This is a genomic window from Streptomyces sp. ISL-100 (assembly GCF_018614615.1).
Taxonomy (GTDB): domain Bacteria; phylum Actinomycetota; class Actinomycetes; order Streptomycetales; family Streptomycetaceae; genus Streptomyces.
In genome coordinates this window covers 134,412-158,158 of sequence record NZ_JAGGOK010000036.1, presented here as the reverse complement: position 1 = coordinate 158,158, position 23,747 = coordinate 134,412, and the positions used below count along the sequence as shown (strand labels likewise).

Annotated in this window: 16 protein-coding genes; 10 read left to right on the top strand and 6 right to left on the bottom strand. The window is 70.8% G+C overall.

Annotated features, from left to right (window positions below; translation table 11 throughout):
• Positions 1–54 precede the first annotated feature (54 nt).
• From hisC to J7E89_RS16485, 6 genes are all read left to right on the top strand, one after another.
• Positions 55–1,134, top strand: coding sequence for a histidinol-phosphate transaminase (hisC, locus tag J7E89_RS16510; RefSeq protein ID WP_214974228.1), 1,080 nt, complete (start codon positions 55–57; stop codon positions 1,132–1,134).
• Positions 1,135–1,353: 219 nt separating this feature from the next.
• Positions 1,354–2,862, top strand: coding sequence for a cytochrome ubiquinol oxidase subunit I (locus J7E89_RS16505; RefSeq protein ID WP_214974226.1), 1,509 nt, complete (start codon positions 1,354–1,356; stop codon positions 2,860–2,862).
• An 18-nt stretch (positions 2,863–2,880) separates the two neighbouring features.
• The gene (cydB, locus tag J7E89_RS16500) at positions 2,881–3,882 is read left to right on the top strand and encodes a cytochrome d ubiquinol oxidase subunit II (protein WP_214974224.1); all 1,002 of its coding nucleotides are present in this window, start codon (positions 2,881–2,883) and stop codon (positions 3,880–3,882) included.
• A gap of 35 nt (positions 3,883–3,917) precedes the next feature.
• A complete protein-coding gene (gene cydD, locus J7E89_RS16495) occupies positions 3,918–7,550 on the top strand; it encodes a thiol reductant ABC exporter subunit CydD (RefSeq protein ID WP_214974222.1) in 3,633 nt (1,210 codons plus the stop codon).
• A gap of 25 nt (positions 7,551–7,575) precedes the next feature.
• On the top strand, positions 7,576–9,207 hold the full coding sequence (locus J7E89_RS16490) for a GAF domain-containing sensor histidine kinase (RefSeq protein WP_214974220.1): 1,632 nt from the start codon (positions 7,576–7,578) through the stop codon (positions 9,205–9,207).
• Positions 9,208–9,346: 139 nt separating this feature from the next.
• Positions 9,347–10,438 (top strand): M23 family metallopeptidase, encoded by a 1,092-nt coding sequence (locus J7E89_RS16485; protein ID WP_214974218.1) that lies wholly within the window; start codon positions 9,347–9,349, stop codon positions 10,436–10,438.
• 55 nt (positions 10,439–10,493) lie between these two features.
• Here the strand turns inward: J7E89_RS16485 and J7E89_RS16480 are convergent, their stop codons facing one another.
• The gene (locus J7E89_RS16480) at positions 10,494–11,369 is read right to left on the bottom strand and encodes a Cof-type HAD-IIB family hydrolase (RefSeq protein WP_374196826.1); all 876 of its coding nucleotides are present in this window, start codon (positions 11,367–11,369) and stop codon (positions 10,494–10,496) included.
• Positions 11,370–11,703: 334 nt separating this feature from the next.
• Here J7E89_RS16480 and J7E89_RS16475 point away from each other — a divergent pair, with 334 nt between their 5' ends.
• The 4 genes from J7E89_RS16475 to J7E89_RS16460 all read left to right on the top strand — a co-directional run bounded on the left by J7E89_RS16475 (position 11,704) and on the right by J7E89_RS16460 (position 18,364).
• Positions 11,704–13,620 (top strand): HSP90 family protein, encoded by a 1,917-nt coding sequence (locus J7E89_RS16475; protein ID WP_214974214.1) that lies wholly within the window; start codon positions 11,704–11,706, stop codon positions 13,618–13,620.
• The gene (locus J7E89_RS16470; protein ID WP_214974213.1) at positions 13,617–16,619 is read left to right on the top strand and encodes a tetratricopeptide repeat protein; all 3,003 of its coding nucleotides are present in this window, start codon (positions 13,617–13,619) and stop codon (positions 16,617–16,619) included. The genes J7E89_RS16475 and J7E89_RS16470 overlap by 4 nt, the downstream gene beginning before the upstream one ends.
• A gap of 79 nt (positions 16,620–16,698) precedes the next feature.
• Positions 16,699–17,598: an LLM class flavin-dependent oxidoreductase gene (locus J7E89_RS16465; protein WP_214974212.1), complete on the top strand. Its 900-nt coding sequence runs from the start codon at positions 16,699–16,701 to the stop codon at positions 17,596–17,598.
• A 67-nt stretch (positions 17,599–17,665) separates the two neighbouring features.
• Entirely contained in the window at positions 17,666–18,364 is a 699-nt protein-coding gene (locus J7E89_RS16460) for a maleylpyruvate isomerase N-terminal domain-containing protein (protein ID WP_214974211.1), read from the top strand.
• Positions 18,365–18,382: 18 nt separating this feature from the next.
• Here J7E89_RS16460 and J7E89_RS16455 read toward each other — a convergent pair whose 3' ends face one another.
• The 5 genes from J7E89_RS16455 to J7E89_RS16435 form a co-directional block, all read right to left on the bottom strand.
• Entirely contained in the window at positions 18,383–18,925 is a 543-nt protein-coding gene (locus J7E89_RS16455; protein WP_214974210.1) for an RNA 2'-phosphotransferase, read from the bottom strand.
• A gap of 111 nt (positions 18,926–19,036) precedes the next feature.
• Entirely contained in the window at positions 19,037–19,996 is a 960-nt protein-coding gene (locus J7E89_RS16450) for a MerR family transcriptional regulator (protein ID WP_214974209.1), read from the bottom strand.
• 25 nt (positions 19,997–20,021) lie between these two features.
• Entirely contained in the window at positions 20,022–20,930 is a 909-nt protein-coding gene (locus J7E89_RS16445; RefSeq protein WP_214974208.1) for a metal-dependent hydrolase, read from the bottom strand.
• Positions 20,927–22,696 (bottom strand): SDR family oxidoreductase, encoded by a 1,770-nt coding sequence (locus J7E89_RS16440; RefSeq protein ID WP_214974206.1) that lies wholly within the window; start codon positions 22,694–22,696, stop codon positions 20,927–20,929. Before J7E89_RS16440 ends, J7E89_RS16445 begins: the two co-directional genes overlap by 4 nt.
• Entirely contained in the window at positions 22,693–23,562 is an 870-nt protein-coding gene (locus J7E89_RS16435) for a M24 family metallopeptidase (RefSeq protein ID WP_214974204.1), read from the bottom strand. Before J7E89_RS16435 ends, J7E89_RS16440 begins: the two co-directional genes overlap by 4 nt.
• Positions 23,563–23,747 lie beyond the last annotated feature (185 nt).

Genomic DNA, 23,747 nt, shown 5'->3' with positions numbered 1-23,747 from the left:
AATCCTCATAAGGTGAGCAGCATTGGTGGTACGTACGGTCGAGGAGGACCCGAAGTGAGCGAGACGAGCCCCAAGCTGCGTGCGGTGCTGGACGGCATTCCCACCTATAAGCCGGGGAAGCCCGCCGCCGCCGGCGGACCGGTGGCGTACAAGCTGTCCTCCAACGAGAATCCGTATCCGCCGCTGCCCGGTGTGCTGGAGAGCGTGATCGGCGCGGCCGGGAACTTCAACCGTTACCCGGACATGGCCTGCACCGGCCTGATGAACGAGCTCGCCAACCGGTTCGGGGTGCCCGTGTCGCACATCGCGACCGGCACCGGCTCCGTCGGGGTGGCGCAGTCGCTGCTCCAGGCGACCTCGGGGCCCGGCGACGAGGTGATCTACGCCTGGCGGTCGTTCGAGGCGTACCCGATCATCACGCGGATCAGCGGCGCCACGGCGGTGGAGGTGCCGCTGACCGACGGTGACGTGCACGACCTGGACGCGATGGCCGAGGCGATCACCGAGCGGACGCGGCTGATCTTCGTCTGCAACCCGAACAACCCGACCGGTACGGCGGTGCGCAGGGCGGAGCTGGAGCGCTTCCTGGACCGGGTGCCGTCGGACGTGCTGGTGGTGCTGGACGAGGCGTACCGTGAGTTCGTACGGGATGACGACGTGCCGGACGGCATCGAGCTCTACCGCAGCCGCCCCAATGTGGCGGTGCTGCGTACGTTCTCCAAGGCGTACGGGCTGGCCGGGCTGCGGGTCGGCTTCGCTGTGGCGCACGAGCCGGTGGCGGCCGCGCTGCGCAAGACGGCGGTGCCGTTCGGCGTGAGCCAGCTGGCGCAGGACGCGGCGGTCGCCTCGCTGCGGGCCGAGGACGAGCTGCTGGGCCGGGTCGGTTCGCTGGTCTGCGAGCGCAAGCGGGTGTGCGAGGCGCTGGTCAAGCAGGGCTGGACCGTGCCGGACACGCAGGCCAACTTCGTCTGGATGCGGCTGGGGGAGCGTACGGCCGACTTCGCGGCGGCCTGCGAAAAGGCCGGCGTCATGGTCAGGCCCTTCGCGGGTGAGGGGCTGCGGGTGACGATCGGCGAGGACGAGGCCAACGACATCTTCCTGCACACCGCGGAGGCGTTCTTCAAGGAGCTGTAAGTCACATGCTCCGCCCCGCCGGGGCGCTCTGCCTTGGTTGTGGTGGCCGTATCGCCGCTTCTCCCTTCCTTTCCTGTGCCCTCGTGCGCCTTTTCGTAGGCGTTCGAGGGCACAGTTGTACCCCCCGGCTGGATGTTGGGAAACGCATGTGCGACATACTGTTGCTTGTGAATGTGAACGCGTTCACAAGCTCCGATGCGATACGAAGGAGAAGGCGACGTGGACCTAGCTCTGGCGCCGGAGACTCTCGCGCGATGGCAATTCGGCATCACCACCGTCTACCACTTCCTTTTTGTGCCCCTGACGATCTCGCTGGCCGCGCTCACCGCGGGGCTGGAGACCGCCTGGGTGCGTACGCAGAAGGAGAAGTACCTCAGGGCCACGAAGTTCTGGGGCAAGCTCTTCCTGATCAACATCGCGATGGGTGTCGTCACCGGCATCGTCCAGGAGTTCCAGTTCGGCATGAACTGGTCCGACTACTCGCGCTTCGTGGGTGACGTCTTCGGTGCGCCGCTGGCCTTCGAGGCGCTGATCGCCTTCTTCTTCGAGTCCACCTTCATCGGGCTGTGGATCTTCGGCTGGGACAAACTGCCCAAGAAGATCCACCTGGCCTGCATCTGGATGGTCTCGATCGGCACGGTCCTGTCCGCGTACTTCATCCTGGCGGCCAACTCCTGGATGCAGCACCCGGTCGGCTACCGCATCAACGAGGAGCGCGGCCGCGCCGAGCTCACCGACTTCTGGCGCGTCCTCACCCAGGACACCGCGCTCACCCAGTTCTTCCACACCATCACGGCCGCGTTCCTGGTCGGCGGCGCCTTCATGGTCGGCATCGCCGCCTTCCACCTGGCGCGCAAGAAGCACATACCGGTGATGCGCACCTCGCTGCGGCTCGGGCTGATCACCGTCGTGATCGCCGGAATGCTCACCGCCGTCAGCGGTGACCTGCTCGGCAAGGTCATGTTCAAGCAGCAGCCGATGAAGATGGCCGCCGCCGAGGCGCTGTGGGACGGCGAGGCGCCGGCGCCGTTCTCGATCTTCGCGTACGGAGACGTCGACAAGGGCCACAACTCGGTCGCCGTCGAGATTCCCGGACTGCTGTCCTTCCTCGCAAACGGCGACTTCACGTCGCACGTCCCCGGCATCAACGACGTCAACAAGGCCGAGCAGGAGAAGTTCGGACCCGGCGACTACAGGCCCAACATCCCCGTCGCCTACTGGGGCTTCCGCTGGATGATCGGCTTCGGCATGGCGTCCTTCTCGCTGGGCCTGCTCGGGCTGTGGCTGACGCGCAAGAAGTTCATGCTGCCGGCGGCGCTGCGGACCGGCGAGGACGAAGTGCCGAATCTGGTGCTCTTCAAGAACAAGGCGCTCAGCGAGAAGTTCGCCAAGTGGTACTGGATCGTCGCGCTGTGGACGATGGGCTTCCCGCTGATCGCCAGCTCGTGGGGCTGGATCTTCACCGAGATGGGCCGCCAGCCCTGGGTCGTGTACGGCGTGCTGCGCACCAGCGACGCGGTCTCCCCCAGCGTCTCGCAGGGCGAGGTCATCGCCTCGATGACCGTCTTCACGCTCCTCTACGCCATCCTCGCCGTCATCGAGGTCAGGCTCCTCCTGAAGTACGTCAAGGCCGGACCGCCCGAACTCACGGAGGCCGACCTCAACCCGCCCACCAAGATCGGCGGCGACCACGCGGACGCCGACCGGCCGATGGCCTTCTCGTACTGAGGACTGAGGAGCTGAGTGATGGAACTCCACGACGTCTGGTTCGTGCTCATCGCCGTTCTGTGGATCGGCTACTTCTTCCTGGAAGGCTTCGACTTCGGGATCGGCGTACTGACGAAGCTGCTGGCCCGCGACCGCAAGGAGAAGCGGGTCCTCATCAACACCATCGGACCCGTCTGGGACGGCAACGAGGTGTGGCTGCTGAGCGCCGGCGGTGCGACCTTCGCCGCCTTCCCCGACTGGTACGCCACCCTCTTCTCCGGGTTCTACCTGCCGCTGCTGCTGATCCTTGTGTGCTTGATCGTGCGCGGCGTGGCCTTTGAGTACCGGGTCAAGCGCAGTGAGGAGCGCTGGCAGACCAACTGGGAGCACGCGATCTTCTGGACCTCACTGCTGCCCGCGTTCCTGTGGGGCGTCGCCTTCGGCAACATCGTGCGCGGCGTGAAGATCGACTCGGAGATGGAGTACGTCGGTACCCTCGCCGACCTGCTCAACCCGTACGCGCTGCTGGGCGGCCTCGTCACCCTCACTCTCTTCACCTTCCACGGTGCTGTCTTCGCCGGGCTGAAGACGGTCGGGGACATCCGGGAGCGGGCGCGGAAGCTGGCGCTCAAGCTCGGGGTCGTCGGTGGGGTGCTGGCCGTTGCCTTCCTGGGCTGGACGCAGCTGGACAACGGCGACTCGGCGAGCCTCGCCGCGATGCTCGTGGCGGCGCTGGCACTGGTCGCGGCGCTCGGATTCACGGCGGCAGGGCGCGAAGGATGGGCGTTCGCGCTGTCGGGGGTGACCATCGTGGCCGCGGTTGCGATGCTCTTCCTCACGCTGTTCCCGAACGTCATGCCGTCCTCGCTGGACGACGCGTGGAGCCTCACGGTCACCAACGCTTCTTCCACGCCGTACACCTTGAAGATCATGACCTGGTGCGCGGGGATCGCCATGCCGGTGGTGCTGCTGTACCAGGGCTGGACGTACTGGGTGTTCCGCAAGCGGATCGGCACGCAGCACATCGCCGATGCGCACTGAAGCGCAGTGATGCGCACTAGTGGGAGATGTTTCACGTGAAACCGATCGACCCGCGTCTGCTCCGCTACGCCCGTGCCACCCGCCTCTTCCTGGGGGCCGTGGTGCTCCTTGGGCTGGCCGGGGCGGGCCTGGTCGTCGCCCAGGCGATGATCGTCGCCGAGGTGGTGGTGGGAGCGTTCCAGCGGGGGCTGGACGGCTCCGAGCTGCGTACGCCGCTGATGCTGCTGGCGGCGGTCGCGGTGGGGCGGGCTGTGGTGGCGTGGCTGACGGAGCTCGCCGCTCACCGGGCGAGCGCGGCGGTCAAGTCGGAGCTGCGGGGGCGGCTGCTGGCACGGGCCGTTGAGCTGGGTCCCGGGTGGCTGACAGGCGATGGGATATCCCCTGCTCGAGCGGAGTCGAGAGCTTGGGGAGGGGTCGGTTCGCTGGTGGCGCTGGCGACGCGGGGCGTCGACGCGCTGGACGACTATTTCTCGCGGTACTTGCCGCAACTTGGTCTCGCGGTTGTGGTGCCGGTGGCGGTGCTCGCGCGGATCGTCACCGAGGACTGGATTTCGGCGGCGGTGATCGTGGGGACGCTGCCACTCATCCCGCTCTTCATGATTTTGATCGGGTGGGCCACCCAGGCGCGAATGGACCGGCAGTGGCGACTGCTCTCGCGGCTGTCCGGGCACTTCCTGGATGTCGTCGCCGGGCTGCCTACGCTCAAGGCCTTCGGGCGGGCGAAGGCGCAGGCCGAGTCGATCCGGACGATCACGGCCGAGTACCGGCAGGCCACCATGCGCACGCTGCGCATCGCCTTCCTGTCGTCGTTCGCGCTGGAGCTGCTGGCGACCCTGTCGGTGGCACTGGTCGCGGTGGGCATTGGCATGCGGCTCGTGCACGGGGACCTGGACCTGTATACGGGCCTGGTGATTCTGGTGCTGGCGCCCGAGGCATATCTGCCGCTGCGGCAGGTCGGGGCGCAGTACCACGCGGCCGCGGAGGGGCTGTCCGCCGCCGAGGAGATCTTCGAGATTCTGGAGACGAAGCCGCAGGGGCCGGTGGGTGGCGCGGATGCGCCCGCCGGGCCGCTGCGGGTCGAGGGCGTGACGGTCCGCCACGCGGGGCGGACCGAGGCGTCGCTGGACTCGGCGTCGCTGGTTGTGGGTGAAGGCGAGACGGTCGCGGTTGTCGGGCCGAGCGGGGTCGGCAAGAGCACGCTGCTCAATGTGCTGCTCGGGTTCGCCCCGGTCGACGCGGGGCGTGTGGTCGTCGGCGACGGGCCGCAGGCGGTCGACCTGTCCACCGTGTCGATGGAGCGGTGGCGGGAGCGGATCGCGTGGGTGCCGCAACGGCCGTACCTGTTCGCGGGAACGGTCGCGGAGAACGTACGGCTGGCGCGCCCGGACGCGGATGACGCGGCGGTGGCCGCGGCGTTGCGGGACGCGGGGGCGTACGACTTTGTGGCCGCGCTCCCCCAGGGCGCCGGGACGCCTCTCGGGGAGGACGGCGCGGGGCTCTCGGCCGGGCAGCGGCAACGGCTCGCCCTGGCGCGGGCGTTCCTCGCGGACCGGCCGCTGCTGCTGCTGGACGAGCCGACGGCGAATCTGGACGGGGAGACGGAAGAGGGAATCGTCGACGCGGTACGCAGGCTTGCGGCGGGGCGGACCGTGGTGCTGGTGGTGCACCGGCCCGCGCTGCTGGCTGTGGCGGACCGGGTGGTGGAGCTGGGCCGGCCGAGCGTGGCGGCGGGTGCGGATGGTGGTGCGGGTGCGGGGGCGCGTGCGGGTGCGGTGCGCCCCTTCGGGGCGGGAGGGGCTCCCACCCGCCCGCCCGTTGAGGAAGGGGGGATCGTTGGCACCCCGGTGAGCCCGGTGAGCCCGGTGGCCGCTGTGGCTCCGGCTCGGGGGCGTGGGGTCCTCGGGCGGGTTCGGGAAGCCGCTGGGGAGTTGCGGGGGAGGTTGGGGCTCGCGTTGGGGCTCGGGAGTCTCGCGCTCGGGTCGGCCGTGGGGCTCATGGCCGTGTCCGGGTGGTTGATCTCGCGAGCCTCCGAACAGCCCCCGGTGCTCTACCTGATGGTGGCCGTGACCGCCACCCGTGCCTTCGGCATCGGGCGGGCCGTCTTCCGTTACGCCGAGCGGCTCGTGTCGCACGACGCCGTGCTGCGGATGCTCGCCGAGATGCGCGTCGCCGTGTACCGCCGGCTGGAGCGCATCGCGCCCGCCGGGCTCCGCGACACAAGGCGCGGGGATCTGCTCTCCCGGCTCGTTGCCGATGTGGACGCGCTGCAGGACTACTGGCTGCGTTGGCTGCTGCCCGTCGGGACCGCCGTGCTCGTGGGTGCGGGCTCCGTCGGGTTCACCGCGTGGCTGCTGCCCGAGGCCGGAGCCGTGCTGGCCGTAGGGCTGCTCGTCGCCGGGGTCGGCGTGCCGTGGCTGAGCGGGGCCTGTGCCCGGCGGGCCGAACGGCAGCTGGCGCCCGCGCGGGGCGTGCTCGCGACCCGGGTCGCCGATCTGCTCGGCGGTACGGCCGAGCTGACCGTCGCCGGTGCGCTGAAGCGACGTACGGACAGCGTCAAGGAAGCGGACGGGGTGCTCACCCGGATCGCCTCCCGGAGTGCCACCGCCACCGCCCTCGGTGGCGGTCTCTCCTCGCTGGCCTGCGGGCTGACCGTCGTGTTCGCCGCGCTCGCCGGGGTGCAGGCCGTGCACGACGGGCGGCTGTCGGGAGTGACGCTGGCCGTGGTCGTGCTGACGCCGCTGGCCGCCTTCGAGGCCGTCACCGGCCTTCCGCTCGCCGTGCAGTACCGCCAGCGCGTCAAGCGCAGTGCGGAGCGAGTGTACGAGGTGCTGGACGCGCCGGTGCCCGTGCATGAGCCGCTGACGCCTGCCGCCGCGCCCGCGTCGCCGTTCCCGCTGGAGGTACGCGGGCTGAGCGCCCGGTACGCCGGGCAGGAGCGGGACGCGCTGGCCGGCTTCGACCTGACGCTGGAGGCGGGCCGGCGCATCGCCGTGGTCGGCCAGTCCGGCGCCGGCAAGACGACGCTCGCCCAGGTGCTGCTGCGCTTCCTGGATGCGCGGGAGGGGACGTACACGCTCGGCGGAACGGAAGCCGCCGAGCTCGACGGCGACGACGTACGGCGGCTCGTGGGCCTGTGCGCCCAGGACGCGCACATCTTCGACAGCTCGGTACGGGAGAACCTCCGGCTGGCCAGGACCGGCGCGAGCGAGGAGGAGCTGAGGGACGCTCTGGCCGCCGCGCGGCTGCTGACCTGGGTGGACGCGCTGCCCGACGGGCTCGACACGATGGTCGGCGAACACGGCGCCCGCCTCTCCGGCGGCCAGCGCCAGCGCCTCGCGCTGGCCCGCGCCCTCCTCGCCGACTTCCCCGTGCTCGTGCTCGACGAGCCCGCCGAGCACCTCGACCTGGCGACGGCGGACGCGCTGACGGCCGACCTGCTCAGGGCTACCCAGGGGCGTACGACGCTGATCATCACGCACCGGCTCCACGGCCTGGAGGCCGTGGACGAGGTGATCGTGCTGGATGAGGGCCGTGTCGTACAGCGCGGCGCGTACGCGGACCTGGTGGACGCCGAGGGGCCGCTGCGGCGGATGCTGGAGCGTGAGCTGGAGGCCGAAGTGAGGGGGCCGGGAACGGTCGCTTCGCTTGGGGCCCGACTTTCCCGTTGAAATAGGACTTATTAGGCTCAAGGGCATGCCAGTGCAGGATGTGCCGGACCCGAATGACCACCTTGAAGCCGCCTCCCGGGCGGCCCGCAGCCTGCAGGGCCTGTCCACCGAGCTCACCGCGCGCGTGCCCCAGCTGCTGGAAGCCATGCGATCCGTCGGCACGGGACTTGATCTGCACTCCACGCTCGACCGGATCTGCGAGACCGCCGCAGAGCTCGCAGACGCCCGGTACGCGGCGATCGGCGTCGTCGACGAGGAGCGTGGCGGCCTCCGCGACTTCGTGACGTACGGGATGACCGAGGAGCAGGCCGCGTGGATCGGGCGGCTGCCCGACGGTCTCCCCGCGCACCACCCGGCGATGGGGCCTTTCCTGGGCGTCCCCATCCGCGTACGGGGCGAGGTCTTCGGCAATCTCTACCTCGCCGAGAAGCACGGCGGGGCCGACTTCAACGACTACGACCTGCACATGGTCCGGGTGCTCGCCACGGAGGCCGGGATCGCCATCGGCAATGCCCGGCTGTACGAGGCGGCGCGGCAGCGCGAACGCTGGATCGACGGGTCCGTCGCCGTCACCACGGCGCTTTTGTCGGGCGGCGACGCCGACGACGCGCTGAGCGTGGTCGCGGAACAGGCCCGCCGCCTTGCCGACTCGGCAGCCGGAATAGTGCTGCTGCCGGCGCGGGACGGCGGCCTGGAGATCGTCGCGGTCTCGGCCGACGACCCGTCCGAGTCGCTCGGTGTGGTCATCCCGCCGGAGAACCCGGTCGCCGCGCGGCTCCTCGCAGGTGAGGCGGTGTTCATCGGCGACTCGGCGAGCGAGCCGCGCATGATGAGCAGGGCGGCGCGGCGGTACGGGCCGAGCATGCTGCTGCCGCTGCGCAGCGGCGGCCGGGTGCTGGGCGCGCTCGCCACCCCCCGGGCGCGCGGTGGCAGGCTGTTCACGGAAGCCGAGCGGACACTGGCCACGCAGTTCGCCTCGCAGGCCGCGCTGGCGCTGATGATGGCGCAGGCGCAGCGGGACCGGGAGCGGCTCGCCGTGTACGAGGACCGCGACCGGATCGCCCGCGATCTGCACGACTTGGTCATCCAGCGGCTGTTCGCCACCGGGCTGATGCTGGAGAGCGCGCAGCGCAGGTCCGTCGTCCCCGAGGTGCGCAACGGGGTCGGCAGGGCGGTCGACGAGCTGGACGTGACGATCCAGGAGATCCGTACGGCCATCTTCGCGCTCCAACAGGGCCCGGCCGAGGCGCCTTCGGGGCTGCGTACGCGCGTACTGCGGGAGATCAACATGGCGGCCGTGCCGCTGGGCTTCAAGCCCGGGCACCATTTCGTCGGCCCGGTCGACTCGCTGGTGGACGAGCTGACCGGCAAGAACCTCATCGCGGCGCTGAGGGAGGCACTGTCCAACGCCTTCCGGCACGCACAGGCCTCCCGTATCGAAGTCGTCGTCGACGCCACCGCCGAAATGACGGACGGGAGGCGCGGGGTGCGTCTTTCGGTCGCGGACGACGGGGTCGGCATCCCGGAGGGCGGCCGGCGCAGCGGACTGCGCAACCTCAAGCGGCGGGCCGAGTCGCTGGGCGGTACGAGCCGGTGCGGGCCGGGGCTCGGGGAGGGCGGCGGGGGGACGACGGTGGTGTGGGAGGCGCCGCTGTAGGGCTTTTGTGTGGGGACTGGCCGCAAGGGCCGCTCCGGGACCCTCCGCGGGCGCCCGGGTAGGCCGGATGGCGGGACGACACCCCGGTGACGTGACCTTGGTGCACGAGATCGGGCGGTGCGCGGGACACGATCCGTGGATGCACCTCGGACCCTGCCAACGGCTGCTCGTGCCGGTGTTGTGCGTGCTTCTGTGCCTTCCCGCGCCCGCCGCCGCTGCCGCCCCGGCCGCTTCGGGTCCGCCCGCGCCGGGTGTCCGCGCCGGTGTCCCCTCCTCCGACGGGCCCGCCATCGCCGCTGAGGTGGCGCGGCTGTACGAACAGGCCGCCCGGGCCGCCGAGACGTACGAGCAGGGCAGGCGGGCGGCGCGCGAGCAGCGGGCGAAGGCCGTGCGCCTGGAGCGGCTGCTCGCGGACGAGCGGCGCGAGATCCAGCGGCTGCGCGGGGACGTGGGCCGGGTCGCCCGCGCCCAGTACCGCGCCGGCGGCGGCGGAATCGCGTACACCGCCAAGCTCCTGCTCGCCGACGACCCGCAGGAGCTGATGGACGGTCACCGGCTCGCCTGGCAGGCCGAGCTCGCCGTGTCCCGGATGCTGGACCGGGCCGAGCGGGCCGAGCGCAGGCTGGCGAAGGACGAGCAGCTGGCGAAAGCCGCCTGGCACGACCTCGACGCCCGTACGGAGCGGCTCGCGTCGATCAAGCGGGCCATCACGGCGAAGCTCGAGAACGCCCGGTGGAAGCTCCAGGGAGAGGCGGAGCGCAGCGTCGCGGCGGGGCGCTGCGCCGGCGCCGTACGCCTGGATGAGAAGGGACGATCCTCCACTACGCGCGCGTGGGTGACGCCCGTCGAGGAGTACGAGCTGTCCGCCGGATTCGGCGGTAAGGGTGCGCGCTGGAAGAGCCGGCACACCGGGCAGGACTTCGCCGTGGACATCGGCACACCGGTACGGGCCATCGGTAAGGGCCGCGTCGTCTCCGTTTCCTGCGGCGGTGCTTTCGGGATCGAGGTGGTGATCGAGCACCCGGACGGCTACTTCTCGCAGTACGCGCACCTGGCAGGGGTCATGGTCGACCAGGGCGAGCTGGTGCGGACCGGCCAGTGGATCGCGCAGGCCGGCACCACCGGAAACTCCTCGGGACCGCACCTGCACTTCGAGGTACGGCTCACTCCCCACCTGGGATCGGGGATCGATCCGGCGCCTTGGATGCGGGAGCGCGGGGCGGGTTTCTGAGGGCGGATGAGGCGGATGACGGCGCTGTGGGCGCTGAGGCGGGCGCCCTGCGCGGCTACAGGGCTGCCAGGATCCGCTCGATGACCACCGCGACGCCGTCGTCGTTGTTCGCGACCGTACGGCCGGACGCCGCGGCCACCACGTCCGGGTGCGCGTTGCCCATCGCGTACGACGTGCCCGCCCAGGCCAGCATCTCGACATCGTTCGGCATGTCCCCGAAGGCCACGACCTCGGCGGGCGAGATGCCGCGCTCGGCGCAGCACTGCGCCAGGGTGCTGGCCTTGGAGACGCCGTAACCGCTGATCTCCAGCAGCGTGGACGGGCTGGAGCGGGTGACGGACGCGCGGTGGTCCGTGGTCGCGCGGGCCAGGGTGAGGAAGTCGTCGGGGGACAGCTCGGTGTGGTGGGCGAGCAGTTTGACGACCGGCGCGCCGGAGCCGGGGGTGGGCTCCTGGAGGAGCTTCTCGGCGGTGGCCACGGTGGCGCCCGGGTCGAGGAAGAAGGGCGGGTACTCCGGCTCGTAGTGGATGCCGGTGGAGAGCTCGACCGCGAAGGAGGTGCCGGGGGCGGCGGCGCGCAGCGCGACGACGACGGCGAGGGCGTCCTCGCGGGCCAGCGGTCGGACCTGGATCAGCTTGCCGCCCGCGTGCAGGTCGACGACGGCGGCGCCGTTCGCGCAGATGGCCAGGCCGTGGCCGTGGACGTGGTCGCTGACGACGTCCATCCAGCGGGCCGGACGGCCGGTGACGAAGAAGACCTCGATGCCGGCCCGTTCGGCGGCGGCGAGCGCGGCGATCGTACGGTCCGACACGGACTTGTCGTCACGCAGCAGCGTGCCGTCCAGGTCGGTCGCGATCAGCCGCGGGGTGGTTGTGGCGGCGGGGGCCGGCCGGGCCGGCTGGGCCTGCTGAGGGTCGGTAGCTGAGGTCACAGATCCATCTTCCCGTACGCGATGCACGGGCGTGCGAAGAGGCGCACATCTGAGACCTGCCGGAAGACCTGCGGCAAGCCCTGCCGGAAGCGGCCTGCCGCCTGCCTGCTACTTGCTTGCAGCTGCCCTGCCACCGGCCGGGATCAATCTCCTTGGGCATTGTCAGTGCCCGCCTCTACGATTGCCATCAACTCCGAGCCCTGTGCTTGCGTGTACACCTCGTGTTCCGTGCGTGCGTGTGCGTGCCACTCAGTGCGGGCCGGGCATCCATCGCGATTCGTGAGGGGGGGGACCCCGCGATCGCCCGACCCCGCGCCGCGCGCGAGGTGACCCAATGAACCTGCCTGCTGCCCATTCCGATGCCAACGCCGCCGCCAATGCCAACGGCACGGCCCATGACAGCGCCTCCGTCAACACCTTCCAGGTGGACCTCAGAGGCCTCGTCGACCTGCTCTCCCACCACCTCTACTCCAGCCCGCGTGTCTACGTCCGCGAGCTCCTGCAGAACGCGGTGGACGCGGCGACCGCGCGCCTCGCGCACGACCCGGCCGCCCCGGTCCGTATCCGGCTGACCGCCACCGGGTCCGCCGTGAGCATCGAGGACACCGGCATCGGCCTGACCGCCGACGAGGTGCACACCCTCCTCGCCACCATCGGCCGCAGCTCCAAGCGCGACGGACTCGAAAGCGCCCGCCAGGAGTTCCTCGGCCAGTTCGGCATCGGGCTGCTCGCTTGCTTCGTCGTGGCCCGGCAGATCCGCGTCGTCTCACGCTCCGCGCGTACGCCCGACCAGCCGCCCGTCGAGTGGCTGGCCACCGACGACGGCTCGTACACCGTCCGTACGCTCCCCCACGAGGCCCGCCCCGAGCCCGGCACCACCGTTCATCTGGAGCCCAGGCCCGGCGCCGAGGAATGGGCGGCTCCCAAGCGCGTCGAGGAACTCGCTCGGGACTTCGGCTCGTTGCTTCCGTACGAGGTGACCTTCGCGGGGCCAGACGGCGTCGTCCGTGAGATCACCGACCGGCCCGCCGTCTGGGACCGCCCGTACCCGACGCCGACCGCCCGCAGGGTCGCCCTGGCCGGCCACTGCGCCAAGGTCTTCGGTTTCACACCGCTCGACTCGATCGACCTGGACATCCCCGTAGCGGGCGTGCGCGGCGTCGCGTACGTCCTGCCGGCCGCGACCAGCCCGGCCCACCGCGCCTCCCACCGCGTGTACTTGAAAGGCATGCTGCTCACCGACGGGGCGGACAACCTGCTGCCCGATTGGGCCTTCTTCGTACGTGTCGTCCTCGACACGGACACGCTCCGGCCGACCGCGTCCCGCGAGAACCTGTACGACGACGAGACCCTCGCCGCCGTACGCGAGGCCCTGGGCGTTCGCATCAGGCAGTGGCTGACCGAGCTGGCCGCGGGCGACCCGGCCCGGCTCGCCGCCTTCCTCACCGTGCACCACCTCGGCGTGAAGTCCCTCGCCCGGCACGACGCCGAGCTGCTGGAACTGATGCTGCCGTGGCTCCCGTTCGAGACCAGCGACGGCCGCGTCACGCTCGACGAGTTCGTACGCGCCCACCCCGAGGTCCACTTCACGCGTACGGTCGAGGAGTTCCGCCAGGTCGCCCCGATCGCCGCCGCTCACGGCCTGGGTGTGGTCAACTGCGGTTACACGTACGACGCCGACCTCATCGCTCTCCTTCCGCAGATCAGGGCCGGCGTCAAGGTCACCGAGCTCGACGCGGGCGCCGTCACCGCGCATCTCGACCCGGTCGGGCCGCAGCAGGAGCTGGCGCTGGCCGGCTTCCTCGCCACCGCCCGCACCCGCCTCGACCCGCTCGGCTGCGACGTGGCGCTGCGCGCCTTCCAGCCGGTCACCGTGCCCGCGCTGCACCTCGACGACCGCGAGGCACGCCACGAGCGGGACCGGGCCGAGGCCGAGGCCGACGCCGACACGCTGTGGAGCGACATCCTCGGAGCGCTGCGCGGCTCCGCACCCCGCGCACGCCTCGTCCTCAACCACAACAACCCGCTCGTCCGGCGCATCGCCGCGATCCCCGACGCCGAACTGGCCGGGACCGCCGTCGAGTCGCTGTACGGGCAGGCCCTGCTGATGGCACAGCGGCCACTGCGTCCTACCGACACGTCCCTGCTCAACCGGGCCTTCCTCGGACTCCTGGAATGGGCCACCCACCCGACGGTCACCACCCCGACTGCCACCACCCCGCCCGCCGCGTCCTCGGAGGACCAGCAGTGACCAGCCCCGTGCCCCCGTCCCCCGACGCCGTCCGCAAGGCGCTCTGGGAGAACCGCAGCGCCCCGAACGGCCCGCTGCGCAACGCACGCGGCGAGGAGATCGTCGCGGCGGCCGAGCAGACCGGCGACCGGGAACTGCTGCGCCAGGCGCTGTTCGGCCTGATCAACGCGTACGAATACAGCACCGAGCGCGGCAAGATGCTGGTGCCGTTCGCCAGGCTGCTCCAGGAATGGGACCGCGACCCGTCCGGCTTCGACAGGTCCGACACCCACAGCCTGCACTGGTTCTTCAAATGGGCCAGTTCGGGGATGCTGAGCCTGCCTGAGGTGCCGATGGCCTCCATCGAGAAGTGGCTCGGTGAGATGGAACGCCGCTACCGGATCGCCGGGTACTCCGAGGGCCCGGTGCGCAAGGTGGAGCTGCACGTCGCGGAGAACAGGGGTGACACCGAGCGGGCCGCGCGCGCCTTCGAGGCATGGACCGCCGCCGAGCGCACCCGCATGAGCGACTGCCACGCGTGCGAGCTCAACGACCAGGGCCGCTACTGGGCCGCCCAGGACGAGTACGAGAAGGCGCTCCAGGTCTGGGAGCCGGTCCTCGCCGGGCGGCTGACCTGCGCGGAAGAGCCGCACCGGGTGCTCGCCAAGTCTCTGCTGCCCCTGGTCGCACTGGGACGCCTCGACCAGGCGCGCACAAATCATCTGCGCGGCTACCGGATGGCGAAGGGCAACGAAAGCCTGCTCTCCTCCATCGGCCTGCACATCGAGTTCTGCGCGCTCACCGGCAACGAGGCGCGCGGTCTGGAACTGCTGGCCGAGCACGGTCCGCATCTGGGCAACAGCGAGAAGCTCGAAGGGCGGCTGGGTTTCGTCACGGGCGTCCTGGTGCTGCTGGGCCGACTGATCACTCTTGGGCACGGGGACAGGCCCACCGTCGCGTACGAGGGAGAGCAGCGCACCGTAGGCGAACTCCACGGGCTGCTGGCCCCCTTGGGCGCGGCGCGGGCGAAGCTCTTCGACGAGCGCAACGGCAGCACGGTCGTGTCCGACGCGCGGACCAAGCGGCTGGAGCGGCAGCCACTGCTGGACGCACTGCCGCTGGGGGTACGCAGTCCGGTGCTGGCCGGACCCGGCGTGGCAGCGGTGGGCGTGGTCTCCGCTCCCGCCCCGGCGGTGAGCGGCGACGTACAGGAACTGGTCGCCGAGGCACGCAGGTTGCGTGCGCTGGGGCATCCGGGGACCACCGCGGCTTGGGAACGGGTCGCTGAGGCGGTTGCGGAGGGGGGCGACGAGCCGGACGCGCTGCTCGCCGCCGACCTGCTGTCGTACCGTGCGGTGCGCGCCGGGCGGGAGTCTCAGCAGTCGCCGCGCAAGCTCTTCGCGGAAGCGGTCCTGGCGTACCGTGCGGTGGGGGAGCCCGGCCGGGCCGCCTTCGGCGAGATCGGCCTCGCCCTCGCCGCGCTCCAGGAGGGCGCCGAGGCGGCGGAGGTACGGCAACTGCTCGACGCGGCGGTCGCTTCCGCCGAGGCCCTGGATCCGGCGGAGCCCGCGCGGCTGCGGCGGATGGCGAGCGCGGAGCTGATTCGGATCAAGGCCGGCTCTTTCCTGGACCACCGGGAACACGGCCATCGGGAACACGGCGATGGGGAGGACGGTCACGCGGAAGACGGCGCCCTGACCTCGGCTGCGCTCTCGGACTTCTTCGAGCGGTACGCGGCCCACGGCGGTACGGGCGCGGTGGACGGCGTGGACGACATGCTGGCCGACGTCGAGATCATGCTCGCCGAGGACGCGTGGGAGGACGGGGACTGGATACGTGTCGAGGCTCTCCTCTCGTCCGCCGCCGACCGCAGCGTCAGCACCGGGCGCCTGTGGGACAGCGCGCGGCCGCTGAGACGGCTGGCCAGGCTGCGGATGATGCACGGCCGCTTCGAGAAGGCCGAGGAGCCGGCGCGCGCTGCCGTCACCCACAGCGCGGAGCTGACCGACCCCGCTGAGCTGGGCGCCGTACGCCTGGCGCTGGCGGAGGCGCTCTACCACCAGGACGGCAAGGAGGAGGAGGCGGCGACGTACGCCCTGGAGGCCGCGCACTGGTTCGACGCCGCGGGCGACACGGCGGGCGCGGGAGCGTACGCACGGTTGATCCTGGCCCAGGCCTACGGAGAGAGCGGGCGGCGGGCGGAGGCCGCGGAGGTGCTGGAGTCCGCGCTGCCCGACCTGCTGGAGCACGGCGAGGAACGGGCGGTGCGGGCACGCGAGACGCTCGCCGAAAATCTGCGCGGCCTGGGCGACTGGCGCGGAGCGGCCGAGCAGTACCTCCAGGCCGCCGAGGTGACCAAGGGCTGGGACGACCAGGGGCCACAGGCGAAGCTGGCGTCCCACGCCGCGGAATGCCTCGCGGGCGGCGGGATGGTGGATGAGGCGAAGCGGGCGTACGCGCGAGCGCTGGAGCTGTGGCGCCCGACCGGTCAGACCGTCCCGTACGTCAGGGCGCTGCGCTCGCTCGCCTGGCTGGAGGTGGGCGGCGAGGAACCGGACGCGGAAGCCGTCGTACGGGCGCGGGCCCTGATGGAGCAGGCGCTCGAGGCGCTGGAGGGCGGCCCCGAGGAACTGCTGGTGGAGCGGGCGCGGACGTGGGCGCAGCTGGCGGAACTGCTGGAAGCACAGCTCTACAAATATGACGAGGACGAGTACGACGACGAGGCCGAGGAGGACGAGGAGGCCGAGGGGGACGAGGACGAGAAGGTCGACGCCGTGCGCCGGGAGACGGCGGTCCTCTGGGAGAAGGCGATCGACGCGTTCACGGCCTCCGGTGCGGAGGCGCTGCGGGAGCGAGTGGACTGTGCGCTGCGTTGTGCTTGGAACGAGAACAGACTCGGGCGGTCGGAGAACGCCCTTCGCCGCCTGCGCGAGCTGGCGGCCGAGCTGGGCGCGAGCGACAGCGACGAGGCACGCCGGCTGCTGCGGGCGGTGGAAGGCAACCTCAAGAACCTGAGCTGAGGAACTGAGCTGACCCATGCGCAGCCCCCGGCCCTTGGGGCCCGCCCAGCACGGGCCGGGTCCCGCGTAGGGTCGGGGGATGCGTCTGAGTACCGTGATACTTCCCATCCACCGTTGGTCGCAGGGCGGCCGTGACGCCTGGCAGCGGGCCGAGCAGCTCGGCTTCCATGCCGCGTACACGTACGACCACCTGTCCTGGCGGACCTTCCGCGACGGCCCGTGGTTCGGCGCCGTGCCGACCCTTACCGCCGCCGCCGGGGCGACCACGCGCATGCGCCTGGGCACCCTCGTCACCTCGCCGAACTTCCGGCACCCCGTGACCCTCGCCAAGGACCTGATCACGCTGGACGACGTGTCCGGTGGACGCGTCACGCTCGGCATCGGAGCCGGCGGCAACGGATTCGACGCCACCGCCCTCGGCCAGGAGCCCTGGACGCCGCGCGAGCGCGCCGACCGCTTCGGCGAATTCCTGCCCCTCCTGGACCGGCTGCTCACCGAGCCCGCCGTCACCCACGCGGGCACGCACTACTCCGCCGTCGAGGCCCGCAACATCCCCGGCTGCGTTCAGCGGCCCAGGCTTCCCTTCGCCGTCGCCGCGACCGGCCCGCGCGGGCTGAAGCTCGCCGCCCAATACGGCCAGGCCTGGGTGACCACGGGCGACCCGAAGCTCTTCGAGTCCGGTACGCCCGCCGAGTCGCTGGAGGCCATCCGCGGCCAGATCACCAAGCTGGGCACGGCCTGCGCCGAAATCGGCCGGGACGCCGGCGAGCTCGACAAGATCCTGCTCACCGGTTTCACCCCGGAGCGGAGCGGTCCGCTGGAGTCTCTCGAAGCCTTCGTCGACTTCGCGGGCAGGCACTTCGCCCTCGGCTTCACCGAGATCGTCCTGCACGCCCCCATCCCCGACTCGGATTTCGCGGCCGACGAGAAGGTCTTCGAGCAGATAGCGACGGAGGGACTGGCTCAGCTCAGTTCCTGACGTTTGTGACCAGGAAAGTGCGGGCGTTCCATGCCGAAGATCATCCGGACTGCCTAGGGTGTTCCGTATGAACGGGGAAACGGTTTTGGCGGCCTTCAGGGCCGAATCGCAGCGCTTGTACGAGAAGGTCTGCGGAATCCCAGAAGCGGAGTGGGACCGGCCGAGCCCGTGCGATCCCTGGACCGTGCGTGAGGTGTTCGCCCACCTGACGGCCGCCGTCGGCCGGGTCGGCGTGATGCTGGCGGAGCCCGAGCCCGAGCCGTCGGGTGCGCTGGTGACGGCTGCCGGTTACTACGCGCCGGACGAGCGCTTCTCGCCGGGCGTCAACGAAGTACGGATCGGGGCGGCTCAGGAGTCCGCCGGCTCGTATGACGACGGCCGGGCGCTGGCGGAGCACTTCGACGCCGTCTGGCGCACCGTCGCCGCCGCCTGCGCCAAGGAGCCGCCGGAGCGGCAGGTCCGTACCCGGCACGGTGACGCGATGCTGCTGTCCGACTTCCTCGTCACCCGCGTCGTCGAGGTGTGCGTGCACGGTTTCGACGTGGCGGCGGGGCTGGGCCACCCGCCGTGGCCGACCGGTGAGGCGGCGGACGTGGTGGCACGGCTGCTGCTCGACGGGCGCCCGTACGACAGGCCGGTGACCGTGGCGGGGGCTGGCTGGGACCGTACGACGTTCCTGCGCAAGGCGACCGGGCGGCTGCCGATGTCCGCGAGCGAAGGCACAGCGGCGGAGCGCCACGGCCTGCACTGGCTGACGCTGGGCTGAGGGCCGACAGGAGGGGCCTCAGCTCGGGAAGCGCAGGTACTCCGGCGGTACGGACGCGGTGAGCCATACGCCGTTGGCGCTCACCCGGAACACATGGCCGGCGCGGTACATGGCTCCGGCGTGCACGCTGATGACGACGGGGCGGCCGCGCCGGGCGCCGACGCGGGTGGCGGTTTCGCGGTCGGGTGAGAGGTGGACGTCGTGCCGGGCCATGGGGCGCAGGCCCTCGGTCCGGATCGCATCGAGGCTGCGGGCGACGGTGCCGTGGTAGAGGTACGCCGGCGGCTCGGCCTCCGGGAGCCCCAGGTCGACTTCCACCGTGTGTCCCTGGCTGGCGCGGATCAGGGGGCCGTTGATCGCGAAGCGTTGTTTGTCGTTGACGGCGACGACGTGGTCGAGTTCCGCGCGGGTGATGGGGAAGCCGTGCGCGGCCGCGGCCCGGAGGAGGGTGTCGATCGCCACCCAGCCGTTTTCGTCGAGCGTGATCCCGATCCGTTCGGGCTGATGCCGCAGGTGCTTCGAGAGGTACTTCGAGACCTTCGTGGTGCGTCTTTCGTCCATCGCGTCAGAGTGCCCGGCGAGACGATCGTCACGCCACTGATTTGGTCGTCCGGGTTTGATCCACAGTCAAGTTGACTTTTCCACAAGGGATTTGACGACCCTGTGGACAAGTCACATGCGATTTGAGGTGCTTTGGTCAACTTCTCCCGCTGTTCGGTGATTTGCGGCAAACGCATCCAATGCCCGGGCTTGTACCTCGCGTTCAGTCGCCGCAGCGATGAAGGCAGCAGCATTGCCGGGCCCAACCAGCCGTCGTACAGCGCGCATTGTTTCCTCGGGGAGTGTCACCGTGGCGGGCTCCGAGTCGGTTACGGGCGGCGCTTCCGCGCCGAGGTGCTGCTGGAGGTGGCGGGTGGCGAACAGCCGCATCGCGCGGGCAAGTTCCGCGTCGACCGTCTGCTGGGCGAGCGGCCTCAGCCGCCGCACCAGCGTCGCCGCCTCCGCCGCGTCCGCGTCCGTGGGCGGCCGGTGACCGAGGTACCGGGCGAAGACATGCTCGGTAGTGAACTCCAGGAAACGAGCGGCGATGTGCTCCACCTGCCCGCGAAGTTCCCGCAGATGACCCGAGATCGCGGGCAGCGGAACGCCGGCCGCGTGCAACTCCACCGCCACAGCGAGCTCTTGAGGTGAGGGCACCAGGAACTCGTCCTCCCGCCCAGGAATGCGCTCCAGGACCCCGAGTTCGACCGCCTCGTCGACCGCAGCGTCGTCGGGCTTTCCGCCGAACCGCTCGTCGAGCTCGGCACGCGAAATCCGGTCCGCCTCCTCGTCCGTCCACGGACCGTCGACCTCGGTGACGAGTCCGAGCACCCCGCCGAGCCCCTTCCCCGCGTCCCACGCCTCCAGCAGCTCCTTGATGCTGGCCAGGGTGTAGCCGCGGTCGAGGAGGCCGGCGATCTGGTGGAGCCGGGCCAGATGCGTGTCCCCGTACACATTGGACCGCCCGCGCCGCTCCGGCTTGGGCAGCAGCCCGCGGTCCTGGTAGGCGCGGATCGTACGGACCGTGGCACCGCTGAGGTGCGCGAGGTCCTCGATCCGGTACTCGGCTGCCCGCTGCCCGGACCCGCTCACGCCTTCACTCCCTTGTCCTTCTCACCTATGACATCGCCGCCCGTCCCACCGCCCCCGCCGCGGCACGGGCCGCGGGCGAGGTCGCGAGGTATTCGACGGCCTTGCGCAGCGAGCCTTCCTGCGAGGGATGGTACGACCGCCGGAAGTAGCGCGGTATCGCGGCGCCCAGCTCGCGCCAGGTCGGCAGCAGGCCCTTGGCGACCGCCCTGTTGTGCTCGCGCAGCGAGTACCGCAGCCGGCCCGCCAGCTGCGGATCGTGGCGTATCAGATACGCCGCTCCCCACGCCCACAGCCACAGCAGCACCGGGGCGACCACCACCATCCCCTCGGCGCGGCGGACGTACCGGGGCAGCCCCGTGCCCCCGCAGTGCTGGTACATGTCGAAGGCCACGGCCCGGTGCTCGACCTCCTCCGCGCCGTGCCAGCGCAGCAGGTCGAGCATCACGGCGTCCGGGTCGGCGTGGTCCAGGCCCTCGGCGTGCAGCACCCAGTTCCCCAGGACCGCCGTGAACTGCTCGATCGCGGCGACCAGCGACAGCCGGAAGCGCAGCCACTCCTGCGCCGGTATCGGCACCCCGAAGGGAGGCGCCTCGCCGAGGAGCTTCTCGAAGAGGAAGTCCACGTGCTTCGTGTACGCGCCGGTGTCCAGGTTCTGCTCGGCCAGGTGGTTCAGCACATAGGCGTGCTGCACGCTGTGCGTCGCTTCCTGCCCCATGAACCCCTTGACGTCCTTCAGTAGTCGCGGGTCACGGACGAGCGGCAGCGCTTCCTTGAAGACCCTGACGAACCACCGCTCCCCTGCCGGCAGCAGCAGATGCAGCACATTGATCACGTGCGTGGCCGTGGGCTCGTCCGGTATCCAGTGCAGGGGCGTCTCGCGCCAGTCGAAGGAGACCCGGCGCGGGGTGATGGCGTACTGCTCGTCGGTGCTCACAGTGGCGGCTCCAGCCTGGCGATCGCGCGCAGCGTCTTCGGTGCGAAGCGCGACAGGAAGTGGGCGCCGCGCGCTTCGGGCGTCACCGGCACGACCGCCTGGTTGCGTACGACGGCCTTCAGGACCGCGTCGGCGACCTTCTCCGGCGGGTAGTTGCGCAGCCCGTACAGGCGCGCCGACTTCTGCTGCCTGCGCTTCTCCTCGGCCACCGTGACCCCGGCGAACCGTGCGGTCGATGTGATGTTGGTGTTCACGAGCCCGGGACAGATCGCGCTGACCCCGATGCCCTGGCCGGCCAATTCCGCCCGCAGGCATTCGCTCAGCATCAGCACCGCAGCCTTCGAGGTGCTGTAGGCGGGCAGGACCTTTGACGGCTGGTACGCCGCCGCCGACGCGGTGTTGACGATGTGGCCGCCCTGGCCCCGGTCGGCCATCTGCTTGCCGAAGAGGCGGCAGCCGTGGATGACGCCCCACAGGTTCACATCGAGGACCTTTTTCCAGTCCTCCGAGGTGGTGTTCAGGAAGGAGCCGGAAATGCCGACCCCGGCGTTGTTCACCAGGACGTCCACGACGCCGTACTCGGTGGCGACCTTCTCGGCGAGCTTCTCCATCGCCTGCTCGTCACTGACGTCGACCGTCTCTGCCCAGGCCTTCGGCGCCCCGATCAGCCGGGCCATCTCCGCCGTGCGGGCCGCGCCCTCCGCGTCCCGGTCGACGGCCACGATCCGCGCCCCGGCCTCGGCGAACGCGTAGGCGGTGGCGCGTCCGATGCCGCTGGCCGCGCCCGTCACCAGGACGAGCTGGCCACCGAACCGGTCGGCGTACGGGCCGCTCGCCGCCGTCTCCCTGGGCGCCACCCCTGCCGCTGTGTCCTCGTTGGCCGTGACGAACTCGCTGATCCACGCCGCCAGCTGATCGGGGCGGGTGCGCGGCACCCAGTGCTTGGCGGGCAGCGAGCGCCGCACCAGCTGCGGCGCCCACTGCTCCAGGTCGTCGTACAGCCGCTCCGAGAGGAAGATGTCGCCGGTCGGCGTGATCAGCTGGACGGGGGCGTGGGCGTACGCGTCGGTGCGCGGCCGGCGCAGCCGGGCGCGGATGTTGTCGCGGTAGAGCCAGGCGCCGTGCGCCGCGTCCTGGGGCAGGGACGCCGTCGGGTAGTCACCGGCCGGCACCTTCTCGACCCGCTGGAGGATCTTGGGCCACTGCTTGCCGAGCGGGCCCCGCCAGGCCAGCTCCGGCAGCACGGGCGTATGCAGCATGTACACGTACCAGGACTTGGCGCCCTGCCCGAGCAGCTGGGCGGCCCTGCGCGGGGTCGGCCGTGCCATCCGCTTCTTGATCCAGTGCCCGAAGTGGTCCAGGCAAGGACCGGACATCGACGTGAATGAGGCGATCCTTCCCTCAGTCCGCTTGACCGTGACGAACTCCCAGGCCTGCACGGATCCCCAGTCGTGCCCGACCAGGTGCACCGGCTTGCCCGGGCTCACCGCGTCCGCGACCGCCAGGAAGTCGTCCGTCAGCTTCTCCAGCGTGAAACCGCCGCGCAGCGGCTGGGGTGCGGTCGATCTGCCGTGGCCCCGTACGTCGTACAGCACCACATGAAAGTGCTCGGCGAGCCGCCCAGCGACCTCCGTCCACACCTCCTTGCTGTCCGGATAGCCGTGCACCAGCAGTACGGTCGGCCGCGCCGCATCGCCCAGCTCGGCGACGCACAGCTCGACTCCGCCCGTCCGCACCCACCGCTCGGTGGCTCCCTGGATACTCACGCCGACTTCTCCTCTGCCCAGCGCCGCACGTGCGGCAGATCGTCGTCGAGCCAGAACGCGCTCTGCTCCGGATCCTTGGAGTCCGTCACCACCAGGATCTCTTCGAACTTGGCGCCCGTACCCCGGAATCCGAGGTGCGGTTCGACCGCCCACAGGCCCGGCCGGGGCGGGTGGTCGGAGAATTTGTACGGGCTCCACAGCGGCGACCAGCCGTCGCGGTGCCCGTGCAGGGCGTCGCTCGCCAGCCCCTTCAGCGACTGTGTGCCGAACCCGAAGAGATGCGGCGACCAGCGGCGCTCCTTGACCCGGTCGACCTTGTGGGCGATGACGCCGAAGGGGTACGCGCGATGCCGGTTGGCGTACCCCTGGCGGGCCATGAGCCGCTCGACGTCCTCATAGATTTCGCGCAGCGGCCGCCGTTCGCGCACCTCGCGCAGGATCAGCTCGCGGTGCGGTTCGAGATCGGCGAGGAGTTTGTCGTGCACAGGGTTGAGGCCGAGGCATCCCGAGTAGCCGATGTCCGAGGTGAAGCCCTGGTAGACCGGGGCCATGTCGAGGATGAACGGCATCCCCGGCTCCAGCCGCCGGTTCGTCGGGAAGAACTGCAACGGCACCCGGAAATTCACGAAGGCCGTACGGTCCCCGAACCAGGCGAAAGGCAAGTGGAACCAGTCCTTCACGCCCCGCTCGCGCAGCCAGTCGCGCTGCATCCGCGCCGCCTCGCGCTCCGTCACCCCCGGCTTGAGCTGGGCCGCGACGGCTTCCGCGCAGGCGTAGGCGAGGCGCTGCACCTCCCGGAACCCCCGCAGCTGCGCCGTGGGTTCGCTCTGCGACGCAGAGACTGCTGAGACTGCTGCTGAAGCCATGCCACCTGTCCGTCCCGTGTTGCGGTACGCGTACGTAACTTGACACTGATGAATGTGACAATGCCCGGCGGCGACGTCAAGGGGTCGGGTGTTACCTGTGGAAACTTCACGCCGGACCGCCGCCCCCTACGGGCCCGTACGCCTTGAGTCGGACACCGATCCAGCCGCCTGGTCTGACGCGTGAT

Excerpts from the sequence above, each read along its gene's own strand:
- J7E89_RS16460 (WP_214974211.1), top strand. The coding sequence starts at position 17,666 with ATGAACGGGGAAACGGTTTTGGCGGCCTTCAGGGCCGAATCGCAGCGC.
- cydB (WP_214974224.1), top strand. The coding sequence starts at position 2,881 with ATGGAACTCCACGACGTCTGGTTCGTGCTCATCGCCGTTCTGTGGATC.
- J7E89_RS16465 (WP_214974212.1), top strand. The coding sequence starts at position 16,699 with ATGCGTCTGAGTACCGTGATACTTCCCATCCACCGTTGGTCGCAGGGC.
- J7E89_RS16475 (WP_214974214.1), top strand. The coding sequence starts at position 11,704 with ATGAACCTGCCTGCTGCCCATTCCGATGCCAACGCCGCCGCCAATGCC.
- J7E89_RS16490 (WP_214974220.1), top strand. The coding sequence starts at position 7,576 with ATGCCAGTGCAGGATGTGCCGGACCCGAATGACCACCTTGAAGCCGCC.
- J7E89_RS16455 (WP_214974210.1), bottom strand. The coding sequence starts at position 18,925 with ATGGACGAAAGACGCACCACGAAGGTCTCGAAGTACCTCTCGAAGCAC.
- J7E89_RS16485 (WP_214974218.1), top strand. The coding sequence starts at position 9,347 with ATGCACCTCGGACCCTGCCAACGGCTGCTCGTGCCGGTGTTGTGCGTG.
- J7E89_RS16435 (WP_214974204.1), bottom strand. The coding sequence starts at position 23,562 with ATGGCTTCAGCAGCAGTCTCAGCAGTCTCTGCGTCGCAGAGCGAACCC.